We start from the raw sequence: 20,090 nt of genomic DNA, 5'->3' as shown, positions 1-20,090 counted from the left end.
ATTGCCGTGACGGCTGGCGCTCCGCAATACGCTAAGGCGGAGCTAGTTCAGCTCTTCCTTCTTCAGGGGCTCTGCCGGCAGCGGGGCGACCGGAACGCCATCCTCGACCAGCTCGCGGACCTCCTTCGGCGTCGCCTGGCCATAGATGCCGCGGTCCTCGGCGCGGCCTTCGTGGATCGCGCGGGCTTCCGAGGCGAAGGCGTCGCCGACGTCGTCAAAGTTCTCTTCCACGTGACGGCGCACGCGGCCGGCGGCCTCCATCATCATGGCCTGCAGCTTGGCGGGACTCGCCTCGCGGACGGTCCTCTTCGTGCCCGTGACCGCCGGGGCCATGATCTGTTTGCGGACCATCTTGGAGGCGCACATCGGGCACTCGATCAGGCCGCGCCCCTGCTGGTCGTCAAAGTCGGCCGACGACGAGAACCAGCCCTCGAATTCGTGTTCGTGTTCGCAGGTGAGAGCGTAGCGGATCATCTGGTTCGTCTAGGGGCCGGCGAAGGCCCGGGCATTGATCAAATTCGGTATAGCCGCCCGAGCCTTAGCGGCCGCGGCCGGGTCGATGTCGGCCAGAAGCACGCCCGGCTCGTCATGGTCAAGCTTTGCAATGACCTCGCCCCAGGGCTCGACGACCAGCGAGCGGCCGTACGTGCCCCGTCCGTCCTCGTGGTAGCCGCCCTGCGCGGCGGCCAGCACCCAGGCTCCGGTCTCGATAGCGCGGGCGCGCATCAGCACCTCCCAATGGGCCTCTCCCGTTGGCCGGGTGAACGCGGCGGGAATGGTGATCACCTCAGCGCCCGCCAGGGCCAGGGCGCGGTGCAGCGCCGGGAAGCGCAGGTCGTAGCAGATGGTGAGGCCCATCTTCACGCCGTCGACGTCCGCGACCACCGCCCGGTCGCCGGGCTCGTAGGTGGCCGACTCCCTGGCCGTCTCGCCGGTCGGCAGGTCCACGTCGAACATGTGCAGCTTGTCGTAGGTGGCGGCGATCCCGCCGTCGGGCGCGATCAGCACCTGCCGGTTCGCCGCCTTGCCGTCCTCGCGGAGCACCAGAGCCGAGCCGACGTCGATCCAGACGCCCAGGTCCCGCGCCGCCTCGCGCAGCCCGTTCACCACCGGGTCGTCCGCCAGGAGGGTGAGCTGCGGCAGCAGGGCCTCGCGGTCCTTCTGCAGGATGTTCGTGCCTTCGGGGGTCAGGATGAAGCGGGCGCCGCCTGCGGCCGCCTCACGGACCAGCGGCAGCACATGCTCCAGCGCCGCCGCATGGGTGGCGGGCGTGCGGGTTTGGACGAGGGCGACCTTCATGGCCGCCCCTATAGCGCGATCAGGCCGCCTGGAGCAGCGGGTCGAGCTTTCCGTCGCGCTCCAGCGCCATCATGTCGTCGCAGCCGCCGATGTGGCGTTCACCGATGAAGATCTGCGGGAAGGTCATGCGGCCCGACCGCTGGACCATCTCCTGCTTCTTCTCGGGATCGAAGGCGGCCTCGATCTCGGTGAACTCGACGCCCTTCTGCTCCAGCAGGCTCACGGCGCGGATGCAGTAGGGGCAAAAGGGCTTGGTGTAGATGGTGACCTTGGGCATGGCGCTCCAACGGGCAGGGTGTCAGCAAAGCTTCATATGGTGAGTCCGGCGGCGGCCTGAACCCTGGCCACCACGGCCAAATCGACGCGGGCCGCGCCGGCGGCCTTGAGGGCCCGCGCGCAGCCCTCGGCAGTGGCGCCGGTGGTGAGGACATCGTCGATCAGCAGGATCCGCAGCCCCTCCACCTGCCCCTGCCGACGGGCGGGCACATCGAACGCCCCGGCGACATTCCGCCGGCGGCCGGATCCCGACTTGCCGCCCTGGGTCGCCGTCGCTCTCCGGCGCACCAAGGCGTCCGGCAGGTAGGTCGTACCGCTCAACGCCGCCAGCGGACGCGCGATCTCGGCAGCCTGGTTGTAACGTCGCCGAAGCAGGCGGAGCGGGTGCAATGGGACCGGCACGATCGCGTCGGCGCCTTCGATCAGGTCGTGGGCGCTGCGGGACAGCCAACGGGCGAACAAGGGCGCTAGGTCCAGCCGGTCGGCATGCTTGAGCTGCAGGATCGGCTCCCGCGAGGTCTCGTCATAGAGGCACGCCGCGCGCGCCGCATCGAATGCGCGCGGCTTGGCCAGGCAGGCGGCGCAACGAGCTCCGGTGTCATACTCGAAAGGCGTTCCGCAACCGTCGCACACAGGCCCGTCCAGAAAGTGGATGCGGCTCCAGCTCTCCGCAGAGAACCCGCCCGCCAGCGGCCGCGGGCCGCCGTCCAGGGTCTGGGGCGGGAACAGCATGTCGAGCGCCCCGCGCCAGGCGGCCTGAAACCGGGGCTTCCAAGTCGCGGCGAATTCGCCATGTTCCGCGTCCATGTCGGCCTCATCCCCCGCGAGCCCGCCCAGGCTCTTCGACCGCGCCCTGCACCGCAAGCGTCTGGACCGCGCGGCCCGGGACTATGCGAACGCCGACTTCCTCCAGCGCCGGGCGGCCTTTGACGTCGCCGAGCGCCTGGCGCCCATCATGCGCACCTTCCCCCTGGCCGTCGACCTCTCGGCGCGCGGGGGCGCGTTCCGCGAAGCGCTAGCTATGGAGGCGCCCAACAAGGTCGATGTGCTGATCGAGGCCGACCTCTCGCACCGGATGCTCTCCGGCCGGGGCGGGGTCCAGGTCGTGGCTGACGAGGAACGCCTGCCTTTCGTCGACGCGAGCCTCGACCTGATCGTCTCGACGCTGGGCCTGCACTGGACGAACGACGTGGTCGGCGCGCTGGTCCAGGCGCGCCTGGCGCTGAAGCCGGACGGTCTCTTCATCGGGGCGTTCCTCGGCGGCGTGACCCTGACCGAGCTGCGCCAATCGCTGGTGGCGGCCGAGAGCGAGATCCTGGGCGGCGCCGGCAGCCGCGTCTCGCCGTTCGCCGACGTAGCGGACGCTGCGGGCCTGCTGCAGCGCGCGGGATTCTCGCAGCCCGTGGCCGACGTCGACACCGTGACCGTCACTTACGATCACCCGCTGAAGCTGATCCTCGACCTGCGCCAGATGGGCGAGACCAGCGTGCTCGCCGACCGCCACCCCAAGCCCCTGACCCGCCGGCTGCTGGAACGGGCGTCCGAGATCTACTTCGAGCGGTTCGGCACAGACGATGGGCGCATCCCGGCCACCTTCGAGATCGTCACCCTGACCGGCTGGGCGCCGGCGCAAGCTGCGCCATAAGCCTTTGTTCACCATGCCTCGCGACAGTCGGCGCGGGGCCAGCCGCGGTCGATGAGGGCCAGGCCGGCAATGGGGGGCGGTCGTCAGGGGGAGTGTCTGGCGTGCGTCCAAGGAATCTGCGCCGTCTGCTGGTCGGCGCCATCGCCATCACGCTCGCCGGCTGCGCGACGAGCTCCGCTCCGCCTGTGAAGCACAGCGGTGGCGGGAGCAGCGGCAGTCTGGCCTATCTGGACGTCGGCCTCGCAACCCAGGCCGGCGCCTTCGAGGCCTACACCCGCAGGGCGGCGGCCATCGACCCGGCCTTCTCCGGCCCCGACGAGATCGGCGCGCGATTGCGCACCGCCGCCGGGTACGAGCCACGCCAGCTCGAGGCCAGCATGATCGCCTATGCCGCCCTGGCGGCGATGCAGGAGCCACAATTCGTGAGGGGCGTCCGCGCGGCCAGCCGCGACCTCGGCCGACGGCTGGTCAACGATCCCGACAGCGCCCTGGCCCTGCCCGGCGGGACGGCCGCAGCCGCCCGCGCCAATGCCGCCCTCGTCCAACGTGGCCAGGCCCTGGCCAGCGCCGGCGCGCGGGTGAAGAAGACGTCGTACTCGATCCAGCATCAGGCGTGGTCGCGTGCCCGGGTGCCGAACGGACCGCAGCGGCTGGCGGCCGTGAAGTCGGCGGCGGGTTACCGCGCAGACCCTGGCGACAGGACCCGCCTGACGTCGGCGCTGGCGGACGGCGGTCGGCGGGGTGGTGGCAGCCCGGTGGTCAACCGGGCGGTGGCCGTCGCCGCACTCACCATCCTTGGCCAGGACGGCCCCGCGCGCAGTCTGATGAGCGAGCGTCGGAGCGGCCAGTGCCTGCGCACGGCCAAGCTCAACTTCCACCAATGCCTCGCAGCGGCCGGCACACATTACGAGGACATCTATTGCCTGGGGGTCCATGCCATGGCGGACCCCGGTCAGTGCGTCGTCGACGCCACCCGGCCAGTGCGGCGGGCCAGCCTGGACTAGGGTCGCCAGACGCCGACCCGGCCCTTGCCGCCGGCGGCGACGCAGGTTCCTTGGCCGCAGGCGATGGCGTGGAACGCCTCGTCATCGACCTGCCGCCAGGTCCGTCCCGCATCTTCGCTGACGGAAGTCCCGCGCGGGCCGACGGCGATCAGGGTGCGACCGTCGAGTCGGCCGACGCCTTCCATCAAGCGCGGTGTCCCGGCATGCGGCGGCAAGCTCCAGCCCGCGCCGTCGGCGGTGACCGCGATGCCGGGTCCCGGCCGGAGTTCGTCTTTGTAGTCGCCGCCGACCACCACCGCTCGCCCCGGCCCCAGGGCGAGGCCTCCGAACAGCCCGGCCGTGCCGCTCGCCACCATCGGCGTCTCAGACACGCTCCAGGTGACGCCGTCGTCGGTCGAGCGGTGAACCCGCCCCTTTGCAAGACCGCCCGAGACGATCCAGAGGTCCGAGCGCCCGCCGACGAACAGCGCCGAGTTGCTGGCGGCGAAGGCGGCTTCGCCGGGAGCCACCGGGGGCCCGGGAATACGGACCCACTTCCGTCCGCCGTCGCGCGTCCGCAGCAGGAACCACCGGCCATCCACTGGATCGCCGAGGACGTAGCCGGTCCGCCGGTCGCGGAACACGATGGTGTCGAAGAAGGCCCCGGGCTCGACGACCTCATGCACGGCAATCCAGGTGCGGCCGCCGTCGGTCGAGCGGAACAGGCGCGCCAGGCCCTTCGCCGCCTCCCCGGCGCTCATCAGCACCTGCGTCCGGGCGTCGGGCGTGGCCACCCCGCGGAAGTCGTAGCTCTCGCCGCCAGGCGTCGGGAGCCGTCGCCAGCTGACACCACCGTCGCGACTGACCGCGTAGGTTCCCTTCGAGCCCGAGACATGCAGCGTCCCGTCCGGTGACACCGCGGCGGCGCGGAGCGTGACGTCGGTGCGGTCCAGCGTCGAGACGCGCCACCCCGCGCTCCAGGCGCTGGGAGCAAGCGCCAGCGCGATCAGAGCGCCAAGACCCCAGCTCCGCATCATCAGTCCCCCAAGAGATGCAGCGCCAGCTCGCGCCGATGCGGCCGCTGGCGGTGTTCGAAGAGATAGACCCCCTGCCAGGTCCCCAGGGCGAGGCGACCGCCGATCAGCGGGATCGAGAGCTGCACGCCGGTCAGCACCGCGCGCAGGTGCGCCGGCATGTCGTCCGGGCCTTCGTCCTGGTGGCGGTAGGCGGAGCTCTCGGGGGCGACCCGGGCGACCCAGTCCTCGAGGTCGCGCCGGACGTCTGGATCGGCGTTCTCCTGGATGACCAGCGATGCCGAGGTATGGCGGCAGAAGAGGGTCAGGAGGCCAGCGTCCATCCGTTGCGCCAGCGTCCAGTCAGCCACCTGGCGAGTGATCTCCAGCAGCCCTTGGCCGGGTGTGCGCACCTCCAGCAGATGCACGGCCTGGCGCATCAGGCGAGACGCGCCTTCATCGAACAGACCAGGCCCTCAGGGCGGAACTCCAGCCGCACGGCGCCCTTCAACTCCTCGGAAAGCCCCTGCTCCAGCAGCCGAGTGCCGAAGCCCCGTTTGATACCCGCCCTTACAGGAGGGCCGCCCGTTTCCCGCCAGGTGAGAGCCAGCGTCTCGCCGTCGACGGTCCAGCGGACCTCGACCCGCCCTTCGGGCGTGGAGAGCGCCCCGTGCTTGACTGCGTTCGTGGCCAGCTCGTGCATCGCGAGGGCCAGAGCCACGGCCGCCTTGGGTTCCAGCATCACCAGCGGGCCGCTGGCCGTCAGGCGTCCCTCGCCGGGGTCGTGAGGCGCCACGGCGCTTCCCAGGATCTGGCTGATCGAACCACCATCCCAGTCCTGGCGGGTGAGGACATCGTGCGCCGAGGCCAGCGCCGCGAGCCGCCCCTCGAACGCCTCGCGCGCCAGCCGCGAGGCGCCGCTCGTCCGGAACGACTGCCAGGCGATGGCCTGGACGATGGCCAGGGTGTTCTTCACCCGGTGGTTCAGTTCGTTGACCAGCAGCCGCTGGTGCTGTTCCGCCGCCTTCCGCTCGGTGATGTCGACGTTCGTGCCGACCATCCGCACCGGCGCGCCGTCGGCGCCGAAGACGAAGCGGGCGGCGCCCTCGATCCAGCGGACCGCCCCGTCGTCGCGGACAATCCGGAACTCGTAGTTAACGAGGTCCCGTCCGGCGGCGATGGCGTCGGCCGTCTCGGCGTCGATGCGGGCGAGGTCCTCCGGGAGGACGCGCCGACGGAAGTGGCTGGTATGGCCCTCGAAGGTCCCGCGCGCGAGGCCGAAGATGTCCTCCATCTCGCCGGTCCAGGTGGCCGCGCCGCTGGGGATGTCCCAGTCGAAGATGCCGATGGCGTGCGCGCCCACCGCGAGCCCCAGGCGCTCGCGCGCCTCACGCGTCGCCTGTTCGGCCAGCACCCGCTCCGTCACGTCGATTACGCAGACGCCCAGGCCCTCGTCGCCTAGGGGCGCGACCCGGTATTCCTGATAGTGGCCCGGTCGGTTCTCGGATGGCCGGGTCAGCCGGCCCGCCACCCGGTCATCCATCCCCCGCCGCAGCACGACCGTGAACGGAGAGCGCTCGGCGCCCGGGAACAGATCCCACAGCGAGCGCCCCAGCACTTCCGAGGCCGGTCGTTCGAAATAGGTTTCCGCCGCCTCGTCGTTGAGCAGGGCGACGCGCCAGTCCCGATCGAGCACGTAGTAGACGTCGCCGATCCCGGCGACCACGGCCGCGAGGCGGCTGTCATCCTGCAGGCGGGTGTTCGACTGGCTCAAGGCGCTCATGGGTCTGCCACTCGCCCCATGAAGGCACAGGAGGGTTAACCCGTCACGACCTCAGATGCACACGGCTCAATCGGCGCGTACAGTCAGACGAGATCGCGGAGCCAGGCCACCAGCGGCGCATCCGCCGGCGGCATCGGATAGCGGTCCATACCGTTGGGCTTCACCCAGGCCATGGCCTTGTGCTCGCGGTTGGTGACGATCCCTTCCCAGCGTCGCACGAGATAGAGCGGCATCAGCAGGTGGAAGCTCTCGTATTCGTGGCTGGCGAACACGAAGGGCGCGAGGCAGGCGTGGCTGACCCGGATCCCCAGCTCCTCCTCCAACTCGCGGATCAGGCAGGCTTCGGGTGTCTCGCCCGGCTCGACCTTGCCGCCGGGAAACTCCCAAAGGCCGGCCAGTTGCTTGCCCTCGGGGCGCTGGCAGATCAGCACCCGCCCGTCGGGATCCACCAGGGCCGCGGCGGCCACGAGAACGATCGATTTGGTCATGCTCGCGGTGTTTCACGGCCTGCGGTCGAAGTGCAACTACCCTGACTATTCCGAGCCGATGGGTTGACTTTAACGGCGCGAACCCCGATGTGCTCCTTGCGTTCTTCGGGACGCTATCTGCGCTCCAGCCGCGTGGGGCCTCCTTTCGAGGCTCAGCCTGTCGAGCGCCGTGAGGCTTTCTCACCCGATGCGCCCATCACGCGGGGCGTCTCTCCAAAGACCGGCGCTTTGCGACCCGCGGATGAACCGTGAGGTCGTGTTCGGCGCATACGTGAAAGAATACCCTTTGACTCAATTCACCGACCTTGGCCTGGCCAAGCCGCTCCTCAAGGCGCTGGCCGACGAGGGCTACACCCAGCCGACGCCGATCCAGGCGCAGGCCATTCCCGGCGTCATGTCCGGCCGCGACCTGCTGGGCATCGCCCAGACCGGCACCGGCAAGACCGCCGCCTTCGCCCTGCCGATCCTCCACCGCCTGGCGGAAGACAAGAAGCCCGCCCCGCGCCGCAGCGCGCGGGTCCTGGTGCTGGCGCCGACCCGCGAGCTCGCCACCCAGATCGGCGAGAGCTTCAAGGCCTACGGCAAGCATATGGGCGTCACCGTCGCGGTCGTCTTCGGCGGCGTGAAGTACGGTGGCCAGATGCGCGCCCTGGCGCCCGGCGTCGACGTGCTGGTGGCCACCCCCGGCCGCCTGCTGGACCACCTGGGCGAGAAGTCGATCACCCTCGACGGCGTCGAGATCCTGGTGCTCGACGAGGCCGACCAGATGCTCGACATGGGCTTCATCGTCCCGATCCGGAAGATCGTGAAATACGTGCCCAAGATGCGGCAGAACCTGTTCTTCTCCGCCACCATGCCGGCCGAGATCGAGAAGCTGTCGGCCGAGATCCTGAACCCCAATCCGCTCAAGGTGTCGGTGACGCCGCAGGCGACGACGGTGGAGCGGATCAACCAGCGGGTCCTGTTCGTCGAGCAGCAGCGCAAGCGCGCCCTGCTGGCGGAACTGTTCGACGACGCCGGCTTCAAGCGCGTGATCGTGTTCACCCGCACCAAGCGCGGCGCCGACCGCGTGGCCCGCGGGCTTGAGCAGGTGGGCGTCGAGGCCGTCTCGATCCACGGCGACAAGAGCCAGGGCCAGCGCGAGCGCGCGCTCGCCGCCTTCAAGGCCGGCGAGGTCCGGGCCCTGGTGGCCACCGACATCGCCGCCCGCGGCATCGACATCGACGCGGTCAGCCACGTGGTCCAGTACGAACTGCCGAACGTGCCCGAAGCCTACGTCCACCGGATCGGCCGCACGGCCCGCGCCGGCGCCGACGGCTCGGCCGTGGCGTTCTGCGCCGACGACGAGCGGAACCTGCTGAAGGACATCGAGAAGGTGACGCGCCAGCGGATCCCCTCGTTCGACCGCCGCAACGACCGCCACCTCGGCGCCGCGACCGCGGCGATGCCGGAACCGACCCGCGAGAAGTCCGAACGCGCCGCTCGTCCGCAGGGGCAGAAGCAGGGTCAGGGCAAGGCCCAGCCGCACCGCGGCGGCCATGCGCCCAAGCGCAACCGCAACCATGCCGACGCCAAGCCGGGTCACCGGCCCGAGGGCGGCGGCCGTCCCGCGCAGGATGCGGCGAAGCCAGGCTTCAAGGGGCCGAGCCGTCGCCGTCGTGGGGGCGGAGGCGGCGGGAAGTCGGAAGGCGGCGGCGGATCGGGCCGCAGCGTCTGGTCGAACTTCTAGCGTCCGACTATTCACGGAGGCGGACGGCGCGTGAGCCGTCCGCCGATCCCGTGAGTCATGCCGCCCAGCCTCCGCGCCACCGCCGCCGCCACCCTCAGGGTCGTCCGCCGGTGGCCGCCTGTGCACGCTGTCGTGCACGCCCTGGCGCTACAGATCATCAAGACCCGCTGGGGCGAGCGGTTCGTCCGCGGCGTCGTGGGCCCTGAAGCCCAGACCGACGCCGAGTATCGCGCCTGGGTCGCCGCCCATGACACCCTGAGCGACGAGGATCGCGACGCGATCCGGCGGCACATCGACCGGATGCCGGAGCCGCCGCTGATCTCAGTGGTCATGACGGCCTACAGGTCCGATCCCTACCTGCTGCGCGAGGCGGTGGCCTCGGTGCGGACGCAGCTCTACCCGCATTGGGAACTCTGCATCGCCGAGGACCGCTCGCCCGGCGAGGAAACCTGGCGTCTGCTCAGCGAGCTGTCCGCCGAGGACGATCGGATCAGGATCGTGCGGCGGGACGTGAACGGCGGCATCGCCGCAGCCACCAATTCCGCGCTGGCGCTGGCCACCGGCGAGTTCGTGGCCTTCCTGGACCATGACGACCTGCTGGCCGAGCGAGCCCTCTACGAAGTCGCGGCCGAGCTGGAGACGCATCCCGACGCGGCGCTGATCTTCTCGGACGAGGACAAGATCGACGAGCGCGGCCGGCGCTCCCAACCCCATCACAAGACCGACTGGAACGCCGAGCTGATGCTGGGCGTGAACGCGGTGAACCACCTGACCGTCATCCGCCGCGACCTGCTCGCCGACCTCGGTGGACTGCGGGAGGGCTTCGACGGCGCCCAGGACCACGACCTGGTGCTCCGCGCCGCCGAGCGGGCGACGCCGGCGCGCATCCGGCACATTCCCTGGGTGCTGTACCACTGGCGCTGGCAGGGCAAGCAGGGCTCATTCTCGCGGGCGCGGGCCGCCGAGTGTGCGGCCGCCGCGGCGCGCGCTGTCGGTGAACATCTCTCGCGGACGGGCCAGCCGGCGGACGTGCAGGAGATGGCCGGAGCCGCGCGCTGGCTGCGGGTCCGCCGGCCGGTCTCCGAGCCGCGGCCGCTCGTCAGCATCATCGTCCCCACGCGCGACCGGGCCGAACTGGTCGCCCAGTGCGCGGACGGCGTACTGAACCGCACCGCCTATGCGCCGCTCGAACTGATCATCGTCGACAACGGCAGCGTCGAGCCCAAGACGCTGGCGCTGTTCGAGACCCTGAGGCGCGATGCGCGGGTGCGCGTCCTGCCGGCGCCCGGGCCGTTCAACTTCTCGGGTCTCAACAACCTGGCGGCCGCCGAGGCGCGGGGCGACGTGCTGGTCCTGCTGAACAACGACATCTCGATGATCGGCGACGACTGGCTGGACGAGCTGGTCGCCCAGGCCATGCGGCCGAACGTGGGCGCGGTGGGCGCCAAGCTGTTCTATCCGGACGGCAGCCTGCAGCACGCCGGCGTCGTCCTGGGCGTGGGCGACGTCCCGCAGCGGGTGGCCGGACACCTCTACGCCGGCGCCGGGGCGAACCATGTCGGCTATCAGGGGCACCTGGCGCTTGCGCGGAACGTGTCAGCCGTGACGGCCGCGTGCCTCGCCATCCGCAAGGACGTCTATCTGTCGGTCGGCGGGATGGACGCCGAGCATCTGGCCGTGGCGTTCAACGACGTCGACCTCTGCCTGAAGGTTCGGGCCGCCGGCTACGACATCGTCTGGACGCCCCACGCCGCCCTCTATCACCACGAGAGCGCCAGCCGGGGCTCGGATCTGGCGCCCGAGGCGGCCGCGCGGTTCCAGCACGAGGTCCAGGTGATGCGCGACCGCTGGGGCCCCGTGCTGGACGCCGACCCGTTCTATGGGCCGGTGTTCGACAAGCGCTTCACCAACTACCGGCTGGGCGATCCGCCCCACCGGGTCGCGCCGTGGCTCAGGACCGATAGTCGCCGTTGATCTCGACGTACCGCTTGGTGAGATCGCAGGTCCAGACGGTGGAGCTGGCCCGGCCGACGCCCACGTCCACCGACACTTCCAGCTCCTGCTTCTTCATGTAGGCGCTCATCTTGGCCTCGTCGTAGCTCTTGGCGATGAGGCCGTCCTGGGCCGCCCAATGGGGCCCGAACTTCACGCTCATGGAGTCCCGGTCCACCGGCTCGTCGGCCTTGCCCACGGCCATGACGATGCGGCCCCAGTTGGCGTCCTCGCCGGCGAAGGCGGTCTTCACCAGCGGGCTGTCGGCGATGGACTTGGCGATCCTGCGCGCCGAGGCGGCGGTCTCGGCGCCCGTCACAGTGATCTTGATGAACTTGGTCGCGCCTTCGCCGTCGCGGACGAGCTGGTGCGCGAGGTTCAGCAGAACCTGTTCCAGCTTGTCGCGGAAATCCGCCAGGCGCCTGTCGCCCGCGCGGCTGATCTTCGGGGCGCCCGACTGCCCGGTGGCGAACAGCAGGAGGGTGTCGTTCGTCGAGCGGTCGCCGTCCACGGTCACCGCGTTGAAGGTGTTGCGGGTGTAGAGGTTGCACAGCGCCTGCAGCGCGCCGGGCGAGATCGCAGCGTCGGTGACCACGAAGGCCAGCATGGTCGCCATGTCGGGCGCGATCATGCCCGAGCCCTTGCAGATGCCGCCGATGCGGACGGTCACGCCATCGATCTTCGCCTCGGCGTAGGCGCCTTTCGGGAAGGTGTCGGTGGTCATGATCGACCGGGCCGCGCCGCCCCAGTTGTCCTCGGCCAGGCGGCTCTCCAGCTCTGGCAGGCGGGCGACGATCTTGGCGTCGTCCAGCAGCACGCCGATCACCCCCGTGGAGGCGACCATGACGTCGCGCTGGCGGCAGTCGAAGCGCTTGCCCACGGCGGAGGCGACCCGGCGGACCGCGTCGGCGCCCGGGCGGCCGGTGAAGGAGTTGGCGCAGCCGGCGTTGACGACCAGGGCCTTCACACCCTCGCCCTTCGTGGCTTCCAGGTGGCGTTTGCACCAGTCGACCGGCGCCGAGCCGACGCCGTGGCGGGTGAAGACGCCTGCGCAGCTGGCCCCTTCCGGGAAGCTCATCACCAGCAGGTCGTCGCGCTCGTGCTTGTAGAAGCCGGCGCGTCCCGTCGCCATGACGAGACCCTTGATCGGCTTCATGCGGGGGAACGGCACGGCCAGCGGCGACACAGGCATGGCGGCCTTGTCGACCTTGGCGGTGGCCGCCGCCGCGCTCGAGGCGGCGCCGTCGAAGGCCCGGGCGGACTTGTCGGCGCGCTTGAGCGCCGCGCGCTTCAGGGCGCTCGCCAGCGGATCGAGCGCGCGCTCGATCGTCTGGCCCACCACCTCGACCGGCTTGGCGGCTTTCTGCGCGGCCTTCGGGGCCGCGGTCTTGGTCGGCTTGCGGCTCATGAGGAGGCTCCCTTGGTCTGGGGCGGGGCGTTGGTGGGCTTGGGCGCGGCTTTCGGCGCGTCGGCGGGCGGAACGGCCTTGGGCGCGCCGGCTTCCGGCTTGAGCAGGGTTTCGAGCTTCGCCTTGGCGCGCAGGCGTTCCAGGAGGTCGCGGATGCGGTCGTAGGTCAGGAACCGCACGATCTGCGGCCGCGCCGCCTCCAGCGAAATCGGCTGCTCCTGGCGCACATCCTCGACCCGCACAAGCGCGACGCCGCCCTCCACGGGGATCGGCCCCACGAGCTGGCCAGCGCGCGCGCCGTTCAGCGCGGTCTCATAGGCCTCGGGCATGACGTCGGTGGTGAAGTAGCCGAGGTCGCCGCCGTTGAAGCGAGTGGCGGCGTCGCGGGAACGCTCCATCGCGAGGGCTTCGAAGGAAGCGCCGGCCGCCAGCAGTTTCTTCACCTGCTCGGCCTCGGCGGGCGTGGCGAGCACGATCTGCCGCGCGCGGATCTCCAGGGTGGTGCGGGCCAGCTTCTGCTGCTCTTCGTAGAGGCCCCTGATATTCTCCTCGGTCACGGCGTCCGCGACCGTGCGCTCGACCAGCATGTCGCCCAGTACGCGGTCGCGGGCGGCGGCCAGCCGGCGTTCGGCCACGGGGTCCTTGTCCAGCTTGCGGCGCACGGCCTCGGCGGCCAGCAGCTTCTGGTCGATGACCTCGTCCGTCATCTGGCGGAACAGGTCGGAGGTCGGGTCCAGCGGCTCCCCCTCCCCGATGAGGCCCTGGGCCACCGCCTCGCGTTTGACGTCCGAGACCCAGACGGTCTTGCCGTCGACCTTGGCCACCGCCCGGTCGCCGCGTTCGGGCGGCGCGTCGCCTCCACCGCCGCGGTCGCAGGCGGCCAGGCCGAGGCTCAGGGCGGCGACGGCGCCTGCGATGCGGAAGAGCCCTGCGGCCAAGAGCGGTTCTCCGAGGGAGAGACGAAAGCGCCGGGCGGCGCCGACCGTCCCTAGCCATTTCCCTCACGGGATGCAAAAGAATGCCGTCGAGAGTTCAGGGGCCGACCGGACCCTCAAAAAAGCATTGCCTGGAGGATCATTTCAAATGCGCGAAGCCGTTGTCGTCTCCTACGCCCGCACGGGCCTGGCCAAGTCGGGCCGGGGCGGGTTCAACATGACCCCCACCGTCTCGATGGCCGCCCACGCGGTGAAGCATGCGGTCGGCCGGTCGGGCATCGACCCGGCCGACGTCGAGGACGTGTTCATGGGCAACGTGGCGCACGGCGGCGGCAACGTGGGCCGTCAGGCGGCCCTGCTGGCCGGCCTGCCGATCACCACCTCGGGCGTGACGGTCAACCGCTTCTGCTCGTCGGGCCTGCAGACGATCGCCATGGCCGCCAACTTCATCCGCAACGACGGCGCCTCGGTCGCCGTGGCCGGCGGCGTCGAGTCGATCTCGATCCCCAACCCGGGCCAGGGCCAGGGCAACTTCGACCCGCGCCTGACCGAGATGTACCCGGCGATCTTCATGCCGATGATCGACACCGCCGACATCGTGGCCGAGCGCTACAAGGTCAGCCGCGAGTCCCAGGACGAGTATTCGCTGGAAAGCCAGCGCCGCATGGCCGCCGCCCAGCAGGCCAACAAGTTCGCGGACGAGATCGTCCCGATGCAGACCAAGATGAAGGTCGTGAACAAGGAGACGAAGGAAGAATCCATCGTCGACTACACGGTCACCAAGGACGAGTGCAATCGCCCCGACACCACCCTGGAAGGCCTCCAGAAGCTGGAGCCGGTGAAGGGCCCGGGCAAGTTCATCACCGCCGGCAACGCCAGCCAGCTCTCGGACGGCGCCGCCGCCGTGGTGCTGATGGAAGGCAAGGAAGCCGAGCGTCGCGGCCTGAAGCCGCTGGGCGTGTTCAAGGGTTGGGCCGTCGCCGGCTGCGAACCTGACGAGATGGGCATCGGCCCGGTCTTCGCGATCCCGCGCCTGCTCGAGCGTCACGGCCTGAAGGTCGACGACATCGATCTGTGGGAGCTGAACGAAGCCTTCGCCAGCCAGTGCCTCTACAGCCGCGACAAGCTGGGCATCGACCCGGCCAAGTACAACGTCAACGGCGGCTCCATCGCCATCGGCCACCCCTTCGGCATGACCGGCGCCCGCCTCGCGGGCCACGTGCTGCAGGAAGGCAAGCGTCGCGGCGCCAAGCACGTGGTGGTCTCCATGTGCATCGGCGGCGGCATGGGCGGCGCGGGCCTGTTCGAGGTCTACTGACCTCAAACAGGACCGGTCACGCCGCCCATCACTAAGAGTGGCCGAAATCGCTCACCGCGATTTCGGCGCGGCGGCGCGGGCCTGTTCGAGGTCTACTGACCTCGTCCACCCATGCGATTTTGGAGGGCGGCGCTTCGGCGTCGCCCTTTTTCGTGATGGGTATGTCTTTGATCGTTGCGTAGCGGCGGAACGGGCGCTCAGCCGGAGCCGCGCCAGTCGGCTTCGGCGGGCGGCAGCGACGGCTGCGGCGGCTCGGTCTCAAGCGGCGGCGGATCGACATTGAGGGCGAGGCAGAGCCGGGCGACGACCAGCGGCAGGGGATGGGCCACGAAGCCCGGCTCGCGGGCCTCCTCGTCCATGTACCGCTCCAGTTCGATGAAGGCGTCGATCTTGTCGTAGGGCTCGTACTCGTCCCAGGCCACGCGCTCGATCGCCTGGCGGACCTGCTGCTTGCGCACCTCGACGCGGGCGGCGTCGTAGGTGTCCGGTGAGGGGCCGCTGTCTCGGTCTGACTCTTGGGCGCGGGCTTGGTCGCGACGGGCCTGCGCGAGGTCGCGCTTCAGCTTGATCTTCAGGGCCAGGGTCTGGCGATAGGACCGGGCCATGCGCTGGTAGCTGCGGGCGAACTCGTTCTGGACCTGCGGGTCCTCCGCAGCCTCGGCCCGGGCGGCGAACAGCCGGGCCATGGAGAGGTCCAGGGCGGCGAGCTCGGAGAGCCCCGCCGTCTCGGCCTCGGTGATGTCGAGCGCGTCCAGCATTCACCGGACAGCAAAACATGCCGGTACGTCAGAAGCGGACGCAGAGCGGGGGCGTGGGTGGAGATTCTTCTGGCCGCCGTTCTAGGACGACATCCTGGGGCCTTGCGTTCCGCACCGCAGGCGCACCGACAGGCCCGATGGCGGGTAGTCGAAGGTGATGTCGCCGCCCAGATCGCCGCGGGCCAGCTTGGTCATCAGGCGCGTGCCGAATCCCGGCGCCGATGGCGGCGAGCAAGGCGGCCCGCCGGCCTCGATCCACGCGATCTCGGCGCCGTCGTCCGCGGCGCGCCAGAGCACATCAACCGTCCCGCCGGCCGCGCTGAGCGCGCCGTATTTCGCGGCATTGGTCGAAAGTTCATGGACGATCAGGCCCAGCGCCAGGGCCTGGTGCGACGCCAGCGGGAACGTCGGCCCGTCCAGCCGAACCCGGTCGCCGTAGGCCAGGGTCTCGCGGGCGATCACCTCGCTGAGGTCGGCGTCGCTCCACGAGCGGGCCGTGAGCACGTCGTGCGTGCGCGCCAGGGCCACGATGCGCCCCTCGAAGGTGTCGATGAAGCTGCGCAGGCTGGGCGCGGCGCGGGCGGTCTGCACCGCGATCGACTGCACCGTGGCCAGGTTGTTCTTCACCCGGTGGTTCAGTTCGGCGATCAGCAGGCGCTCCTGCTCGCGGGCCGCCACCTCGGCGGTGATGTCGCGGCAAGTGCCGAGCACGCGCTCGGGCTCGCCCCGCTCGTCAAACACCACCTGGCACGAGCCGCGCAGCCAACGGCTGCCGTCGGCGCTGCGATGGGTCACCTGATAGCGCCCCTGCTCGGCGCCCTGAAGCGCGGCCGTATAGGCGGCCAGGACCTCCGGCCGGTCATCCGGATAGAGGAGACTGTCGTAGAGGACGAAATCGATGGGGGTGTCCGCGCCGACACCGAACAGGGCCCGCATCCGGGCGTCCCAGAAAATCCGATCATTGCGGATATCGTATTCCCAGAGCCCGAGCTCAGTCGCGTCCAGCGCCATCTCCAGCTTGCGGCGATGGTCGTCGGCGGCCTCCTCGGCCAACTTCTGGCGGGTCACGTCGATGAGGACGAAGCCGATGCGCGGATTGTCGCCCTTCAGCGGCGCGAGGCTGCTGAGAAACCAGCCCGACATGCCGTCGTGCTCGAACGCGTACTCGCGGCGCTGCGGCGTCCGCGTCCGCCAGCACTCCCAGAGCACGCCCATGCGCTGGTCGATCTGCTCGGGCGTGAGGCCCATGTCGCGCCCGCTGCGCCCGATCATCTGCTCGGGCGTGCGCCGGTAGAACGCCGCGGTCGCGCCATTGACCGCCGCATAGCGATAGTCGTCCGCTTCCAGCTCGAACACGCCGGACAGCACATCCGAGGAGTCGAACAGCGCGCGCAGCAGCGCTTCGGCTTCGGAAAGTGTCGTCGACGACAGCACGGGCGGGCGGCTCCCTGGCTTGCGTCCCTACAAAGACCGCGTCGAGGCGGGTGGCAAGACCCGGCCGTTCCGGAAGCGCGACACGCGACGGCGCCCCGACACCGACGGGGGGATCGATCGGTTTGTCGGCGCATTTCGCGTACGCTGCCGCCCAGGGTGGGCCGCGCGTTGACTTGAAGGGGGCCAGTCCTTAAGTCAGCCACGCCCCAAAAGAGCGCCTTCTGATTGGCGGGCGAAGGGCCCATCGCCGCCTTACGGACACTTCCCTTGAGCATTTTCCAACGGTTTTTCGGCTCCTCCAACGACCGTAAGGTCAAGGCCTTCATTGCCCGCGTCGGCAAGATCACGGCCCTCGAGCCGCAGATGCAGGCGCTGTCCGACGACCAGCTCCGGGCCAAGACCCAGGAGTTCAAGGACCGGATCGCCAAGGGCGCGAGCCTTGACGACCTGATGGACGAGGCCTTCGCCGTCGTGCGCGAAGCCGCCCGACGGGTCCTTGGCCAGCGGCACTACGACGTGCAGCTCGTGGGCGGCATGATCCTGCACAAGGGCGGCATCGCCGAGATGCGGACCGGCGAAGGCAAGACCCTGGTCGCCACGGCGCCGACCTATCTGAACGCGCTCTCGGGCAAGGGCGTGCACGTCATCACCGTGAACGACTACCTGGCCCAGCGCGACAGCGAGTGGATGGGCCAGGTCTATCGCTTCCTCGGCCTGTCGGTGGGGGTGATCGTCCACGGCCTGTCGCAGGGCCAGCGGCAGGCGGCCTACCAGAGCGACATCACCTACGGCACGAACAACGAGTTCGGCTTCGACTACCTGCGCGACAACCTGGTCTACGACGCTTCCGAGATGGTCCAGCGGGGCCACAACTTCGCGATCGTCGACGAGGTGGACTCGATCCTGATCGACGAGGCGCGCACGCCGCTGATCATCTCGGGCCCGACCGAGGACCGTTCGGATTTCTACCGGACCATCGACCTGGTCATCAAAGAGCTGGTCCAGGACAAGGCCACCTACGACTTCGACGAGAAGCAGCGGCAGGTGATCCTGACCGAATATGGCTCGGAGAAGGTCGAGGAGATGCTCGCCGAAGCCGGGCACCTGGCCGAGGACTCCGCGGGCCTGTACGACCCGGCCAACATCTCGGTCGTTCACCACGTGAACCAGGCGCTGCGCGCCAACGTGATCTATGTGCGCGACAAGGACTACATCGTCCGCGCCGGCGAAGTGATCCTGATCGACGAGTTCACCGGCCGCATGATGCACGGCCGCCGCCTGTCCGAAGGCCTCCACCAGGCCATCGAGGCCAAGGAAGGCGCCACCGTCCAACCCGAGAACCAGACCCTGGCCTCGGTCACCATCCAGAACTACTTCCGCCTCTACTCCAAGCTCTCGGGCATGACCGGCACCGCCTCCACCGAGGCGCAGGAGTTCATGGACATCTACAAGATGGACGTGGCCGAGATCCCGACGAACCGGCCCGTCCAGCGCATCGACGACGACGACGAGGTCTATCGGACGGCGCGGGAAAAGAACGAGGCGATCATCAAGCAGATCGTCGATTGCTACACGCGCGGCCAGCCGATCCTGGTCGGCACCGTGACGATCGAGAAGTCCGAGCAGCTATCCGACCTGCTGAAGGCGCACACCTTCGAGAAGGACGGCAAGACGATCCGGGGCATTCCGCACAACGTGCTCAACGCCCGCTTCCACGAACAGGAAGCCGGGATCGTGGCCGACGCCGGTGTGCCGGGCGCGGTGACCATCGCCACCAACATGGCCGGCCGCGGCACCGACATCCAGCTGGGCGGGAACGTCGACATGCGCCTGGCCAAGTGGCGCGACGAGCAGCGCGGCCTGGGCATAGAGGTCACGCCCCAGCAGGCGCTGGACAAGAAGGCCGAGATCGAGGCCGACATCAAGGACCTGAAGGAGCAGGCGCTGGCCGCCGGCGGCCTCTTCGTCCTGGGCACGGAGCGCCACGAGAGCCGCCGGATCGACAACCAGCTCCGCGGCCGGACGGGCCGCCAGGGCGACCCCGGCCACTCCAAGTTCTTCCTCTCCTGCGAGGACGACCTGCTGCGCATCTTCGCCGGCGACCGGCTGGACTCGATCATGCGCACCTTCGGCGTCCAGGAAGGCGAGGCGATCACCCACAAGTGGCTGAACAGCGCCATCGCCACGGCTCAGAAGCGCGTCGAGCAGCGCAACTACGAAATCCGCAAGAACCTGCTGAAGTACGACGACGTCATCAACGACCAGCGCAAGGCCGTCTTCGAGCAGCGCCAGGAGTTCATGGAGACCCAGGACCTCCAGGAGATCATCCGCGAGTTCCGCGTCGACACCATCAGCGACCTGGTGAACCGGCACCTGCCGCCGAAGGCCTACGCCGAGCAATGGGACATCGAGGGCCTGGACGCCCAGGTTCAGCACATGCTGGGCCTTGAGCTTCCGCTCGCCGAGTGGGCGGCCGAGGAAGGCATCGCCAACGAGGAGATGGAGGAGCGGATCGTCCAGGCGGCCGACGCCCGCGCCGCCGAGCGCAACGCCCTGGTCGGCGACCACATGCGCAACGTCGAGAAGAGCTTCCTGCTCCAGACCATCGACGCCCAGTGGCGCGAGCACCTGATGCACATCGACCACCTGCGTACGGTGATCGGCCTGCGCGGCTACGGCCAGCGCGACCCGCTGAACGAGTTCAAGACCGAGGCCTTCTCGCTGTTCGAGAAGCTGCTGGTGGACCTGCGCCAGAACGTGACCCGCTGGCTGATGACGGTGGAGTTCCAGTTCGAGGCGCCGCCGCCCCCGCCCTCGCAGCCGACGTTCGAGGTGCACCTCGACCCGTTCACGGGCGAGAACGAGGCCGAGCACGGCTTCGTGCCCGACGGCATCTCGTCGGAACAGCGCCAGGCGATGCCGGTCACCTCGCTGCCCGACGGTTGGGAAGACACCGGCCGCAACGCCCCCTGCCCTTGCGGCTCGGGCAAGAAGTTCAAGCACTGCCACGGGGCGCTGGTCTGACCGGC

18 protein-coding genes are annotated in these 20,090 nt (G+C 69.7%); 6 read left to right on the top strand and 12 right to left on the bottom strand.

What is annotated here, in order from left to right:
* Window positions 1–42: 42 nt before the first annotated feature.
* Genes DJ019_RS11345 through DJ019_RS11330 form a run of 4 tightly spaced genes read right to left on the bottom strand, consistent with a single transcriptional unit; the run spans window position 43 to window position 2,382 of the window.
* Entirely contained in the window at window positions 43–474 is a 432-nt protein-coding gene (locus DJ019_RS11345; protein WP_111276144.1) for a DUF1178 family protein, read from the bottom strand.
* Between the two features lie 9 nt (window positions 475–483).
* The gene (locus DJ019_RS11340; protein WP_111276143.1) at window positions 484–1,299 is read right to left on the bottom strand and encodes a carbon-nitrogen hydrolase family protein; all 816 of its coding nucleotides are present in this window, start codon (window positions 1,297–1,299) and stop codon (window positions 484–486) included.
* A 19-nt stretch (window positions 1,300–1,318) separates the two neighbouring features.
* Window positions 1,319–1,576: a glutaredoxin 3 gene (grxC, locus tag DJ019_RS11335; RefSeq protein WP_111276142.1), complete on the bottom strand. Its 258-nt coding sequence runs from the start codon at window positions 1,574–1,576 to the stop codon at window positions 1,319–1,321.
* Window positions 1,577–1,608: 32 nt separating this feature from the next.
* The gene (locus DJ019_RS11330; RefSeq protein ID WP_111276141.1) at window positions 1,609–2,382 is read right to left on the bottom strand and encodes a ComF family protein; all 774 of its coding nucleotides are present in this window, start codon (window positions 2,380–2,382) and stop codon (window positions 1,609–1,611) included.
* On the opposite strand from DJ019_RS11330, the gene DJ019_RS11325 reads away from it, so the two are divergent.
* Window positions 2,381–3,220: a methyltransferase domain-containing protein gene (locus tag DJ019_RS11325; RefSeq protein ID WP_111276140.1), complete on the top strand. Its 840-nt coding sequence runs from the start codon at window positions 2,381–2,383 to the stop codon at window positions 3,218–3,220. The genes DJ019_RS11330 and DJ019_RS11325 overlap by 2 nt on opposite strands.
* Window positions 3,221–3,321: 101 nt before the next feature.
* Window positions 3,322–4,224 (top strand): hypothetical protein, encoded by a 903-nt coding sequence (locus DJ019_RS11320; RefSeq protein ID WP_111276139.1) that lies wholly within the window; start codon window positions 3,322–3,324, stop codon window positions 4,222–4,224.
* Here DJ019_RS11320 and DJ019_RS11315 read toward each other — a convergent pair.
* The 4 genes from DJ019_RS11315 to mutT all read right to left on the bottom strand — a co-directional run bounded on the left by DJ019_RS11315 (window position 4,221) and on the right by mutT (window position 7,487).
* The gene (locus tag DJ019_RS11315; RefSeq protein ID WP_111276138.1) at window positions 4,221–5,240 is read right to left on the bottom strand and encodes a beta propeller repeat protein; all 1,020 of its coding nucleotides are present in this window, start codon (window positions 5,238–5,240) and stop codon (window positions 4,221–4,223) included. The genes DJ019_RS11320 and DJ019_RS11315 overlap by 4 nt on opposite strands.
* Complete coding sequence (locus DJ019_RS11310) at window positions 5,240–5,656, bottom strand: secondary thiamine-phosphate synthase enzyme YjbQ (RefSeq protein ID WP_111276137.1); 417 nt, start codon at window positions 5,654–5,656, stop codon at window positions 5,240–5,242. The genes DJ019_RS11315 and DJ019_RS11310 overlap by 1 nt, the downstream gene beginning before the upstream one ends.
* On the bottom strand, window positions 5,656–6,999 hold the full coding sequence (locus DJ019_RS11305) for a sensor histidine kinase (RefSeq protein WP_111276136.1): 1,344 nt from the start codon (window positions 6,997–6,999) through the stop codon (window positions 5,656–5,658). The genes DJ019_RS11310 and DJ019_RS11305 overlap by 1 nt, the downstream gene beginning before the upstream one ends.
* An 83-nt stretch (window positions 7,000–7,082) precedes the next feature.
* Window positions 7,083–7,487, bottom strand: a complete 405-nt coding sequence (gene mutT, locus DJ019_RS11300) for an 8-oxo-dGTP diphosphatase MutT (protein ID WP_111276135.1) — start codon at window positions 7,485–7,487, stop codon at window positions 7,083–7,085.
* A gap of 286 nt (window positions 7,488–7,773) precedes the next feature.
* On the opposite strand from mutT, the gene DJ019_RS11295 reads away from it, so the two are divergent.
* Window positions 7,774–9,216 (top strand): DEAD/DEAH box helicase, encoded by a 1,443-nt coding sequence (locus DJ019_RS11295; protein WP_111276262.1) that lies wholly within the window; start codon window positions 7,774–7,776, stop codon window positions 9,214–9,216.
* A 57-nt stretch (window positions 9,217–9,273) separates the two neighbouring features.
* Window positions 9,274–11,190 carry a glycosyltransferase family 2 protein gene (locus DJ019_RS11290; RefSeq protein ID WP_111276134.1) on the top strand — a complete coding sequence of 639 codons (1,917 nt, stop codon included), beginning with the start codon at window positions 9,274–9,276 and terminating at the stop codon, window positions 11,188–11,190.
* On the opposite strand, the gene argJ is transcribed toward DJ019_RS11290, so the two are convergent.
* Complete coding sequence (argJ, locus tag DJ019_RS11285; protein WP_165843986.1) at window positions 11,168–12,616, bottom strand: bifunctional glutamate N-acetyltransferase/amino-acid acetyltransferase ArgJ; 1,449 nt, start codon at window positions 12,614–12,616, stop codon at window positions 11,168–11,170. The genes DJ019_RS11290 and argJ overlap by 23 nt on opposite strands.
* Window positions 12,613–13,554 (bottom strand): peptidylprolyl isomerase, encoded by a 942-nt coding sequence (locus DJ019_RS11280; RefSeq protein WP_111276133.1) that lies wholly within the window; start codon window positions 13,552–13,554, stop codon window positions 12,613–12,615. Before DJ019_RS11280 ends, argJ begins: the two co-directional genes overlap by 4 nt.
* Window positions 13,555–13,699: 145 nt before the next feature.
* On the opposite strand from DJ019_RS11280, the gene DJ019_RS11275 reads away from it, so the two are divergent.
* Window positions 13,700–14,869 carry an acetyl-CoA C-acyltransferase gene (locus tag DJ019_RS11275; RefSeq protein WP_111276132.1) on the top strand — a complete coding sequence of 390 codons (1,170 nt, stop codon included), beginning with the start codon at window positions 13,700–13,702 and terminating at the stop codon, window positions 14,867–14,869.
* 197 nt (window positions 14,870–15,066) lie between these two features.
* Here the strand turns inward: DJ019_RS11275 and DJ019_RS11270 are convergent, their stop codons facing one another.
* Together DJ019_RS11270 and DJ019_RS11265 are read right to left on the bottom strand one after the other, a co-directional pair.
* Window positions 15,067–15,627, bottom strand: coding sequence for a hypothetical protein (locus DJ019_RS11270; protein ID WP_111276131.1), 561 nt, complete (start codon window positions 15,625–15,627; stop codon window positions 15,067–15,069).
* An 81-nt stretch (window positions 15,628–15,708) separates the two neighbouring features.
* Window positions 15,709–17,061, bottom strand: a complete 1,353-nt coding sequence (locus DJ019_RS11265) for a sensor histidine kinase (RefSeq protein ID WP_111276130.1) — start codon at window positions 17,059–17,061, stop codon at window positions 15,709–15,711.
* Between the two features lie 267 nt (window positions 17,062–17,328).
* On the opposite strand from DJ019_RS11265, the gene secA reads away from it, so the two are divergent.
* Complete coding sequence (gene secA, locus DJ019_RS11260; protein WP_111276129.1) at window positions 17,329–20,085, top strand: preprotein translocase subunit SecA; 2,757 nt, start codon at window positions 17,329–17,331, stop codon at window positions 20,083–20,085.
* Window positions 20,086–20,090: the final 5 nt, after the last annotated feature.

The sequence above is a fragment of the Phenylobacterium kunshanense genome, from assembly GCF_003254525.1.
Lineage (GTDB): Bacteria > Pseudomonadota > Alphaproteobacteria > Caulobacterales > Caulobacteraceae > Phenylobacterium > Phenylobacterium kunshanense.
The sequence above is the reverse complement of the archived record's forward strand: the minus strand, read 5'-3'. Positions and strand labels throughout refer to the sequence as shown.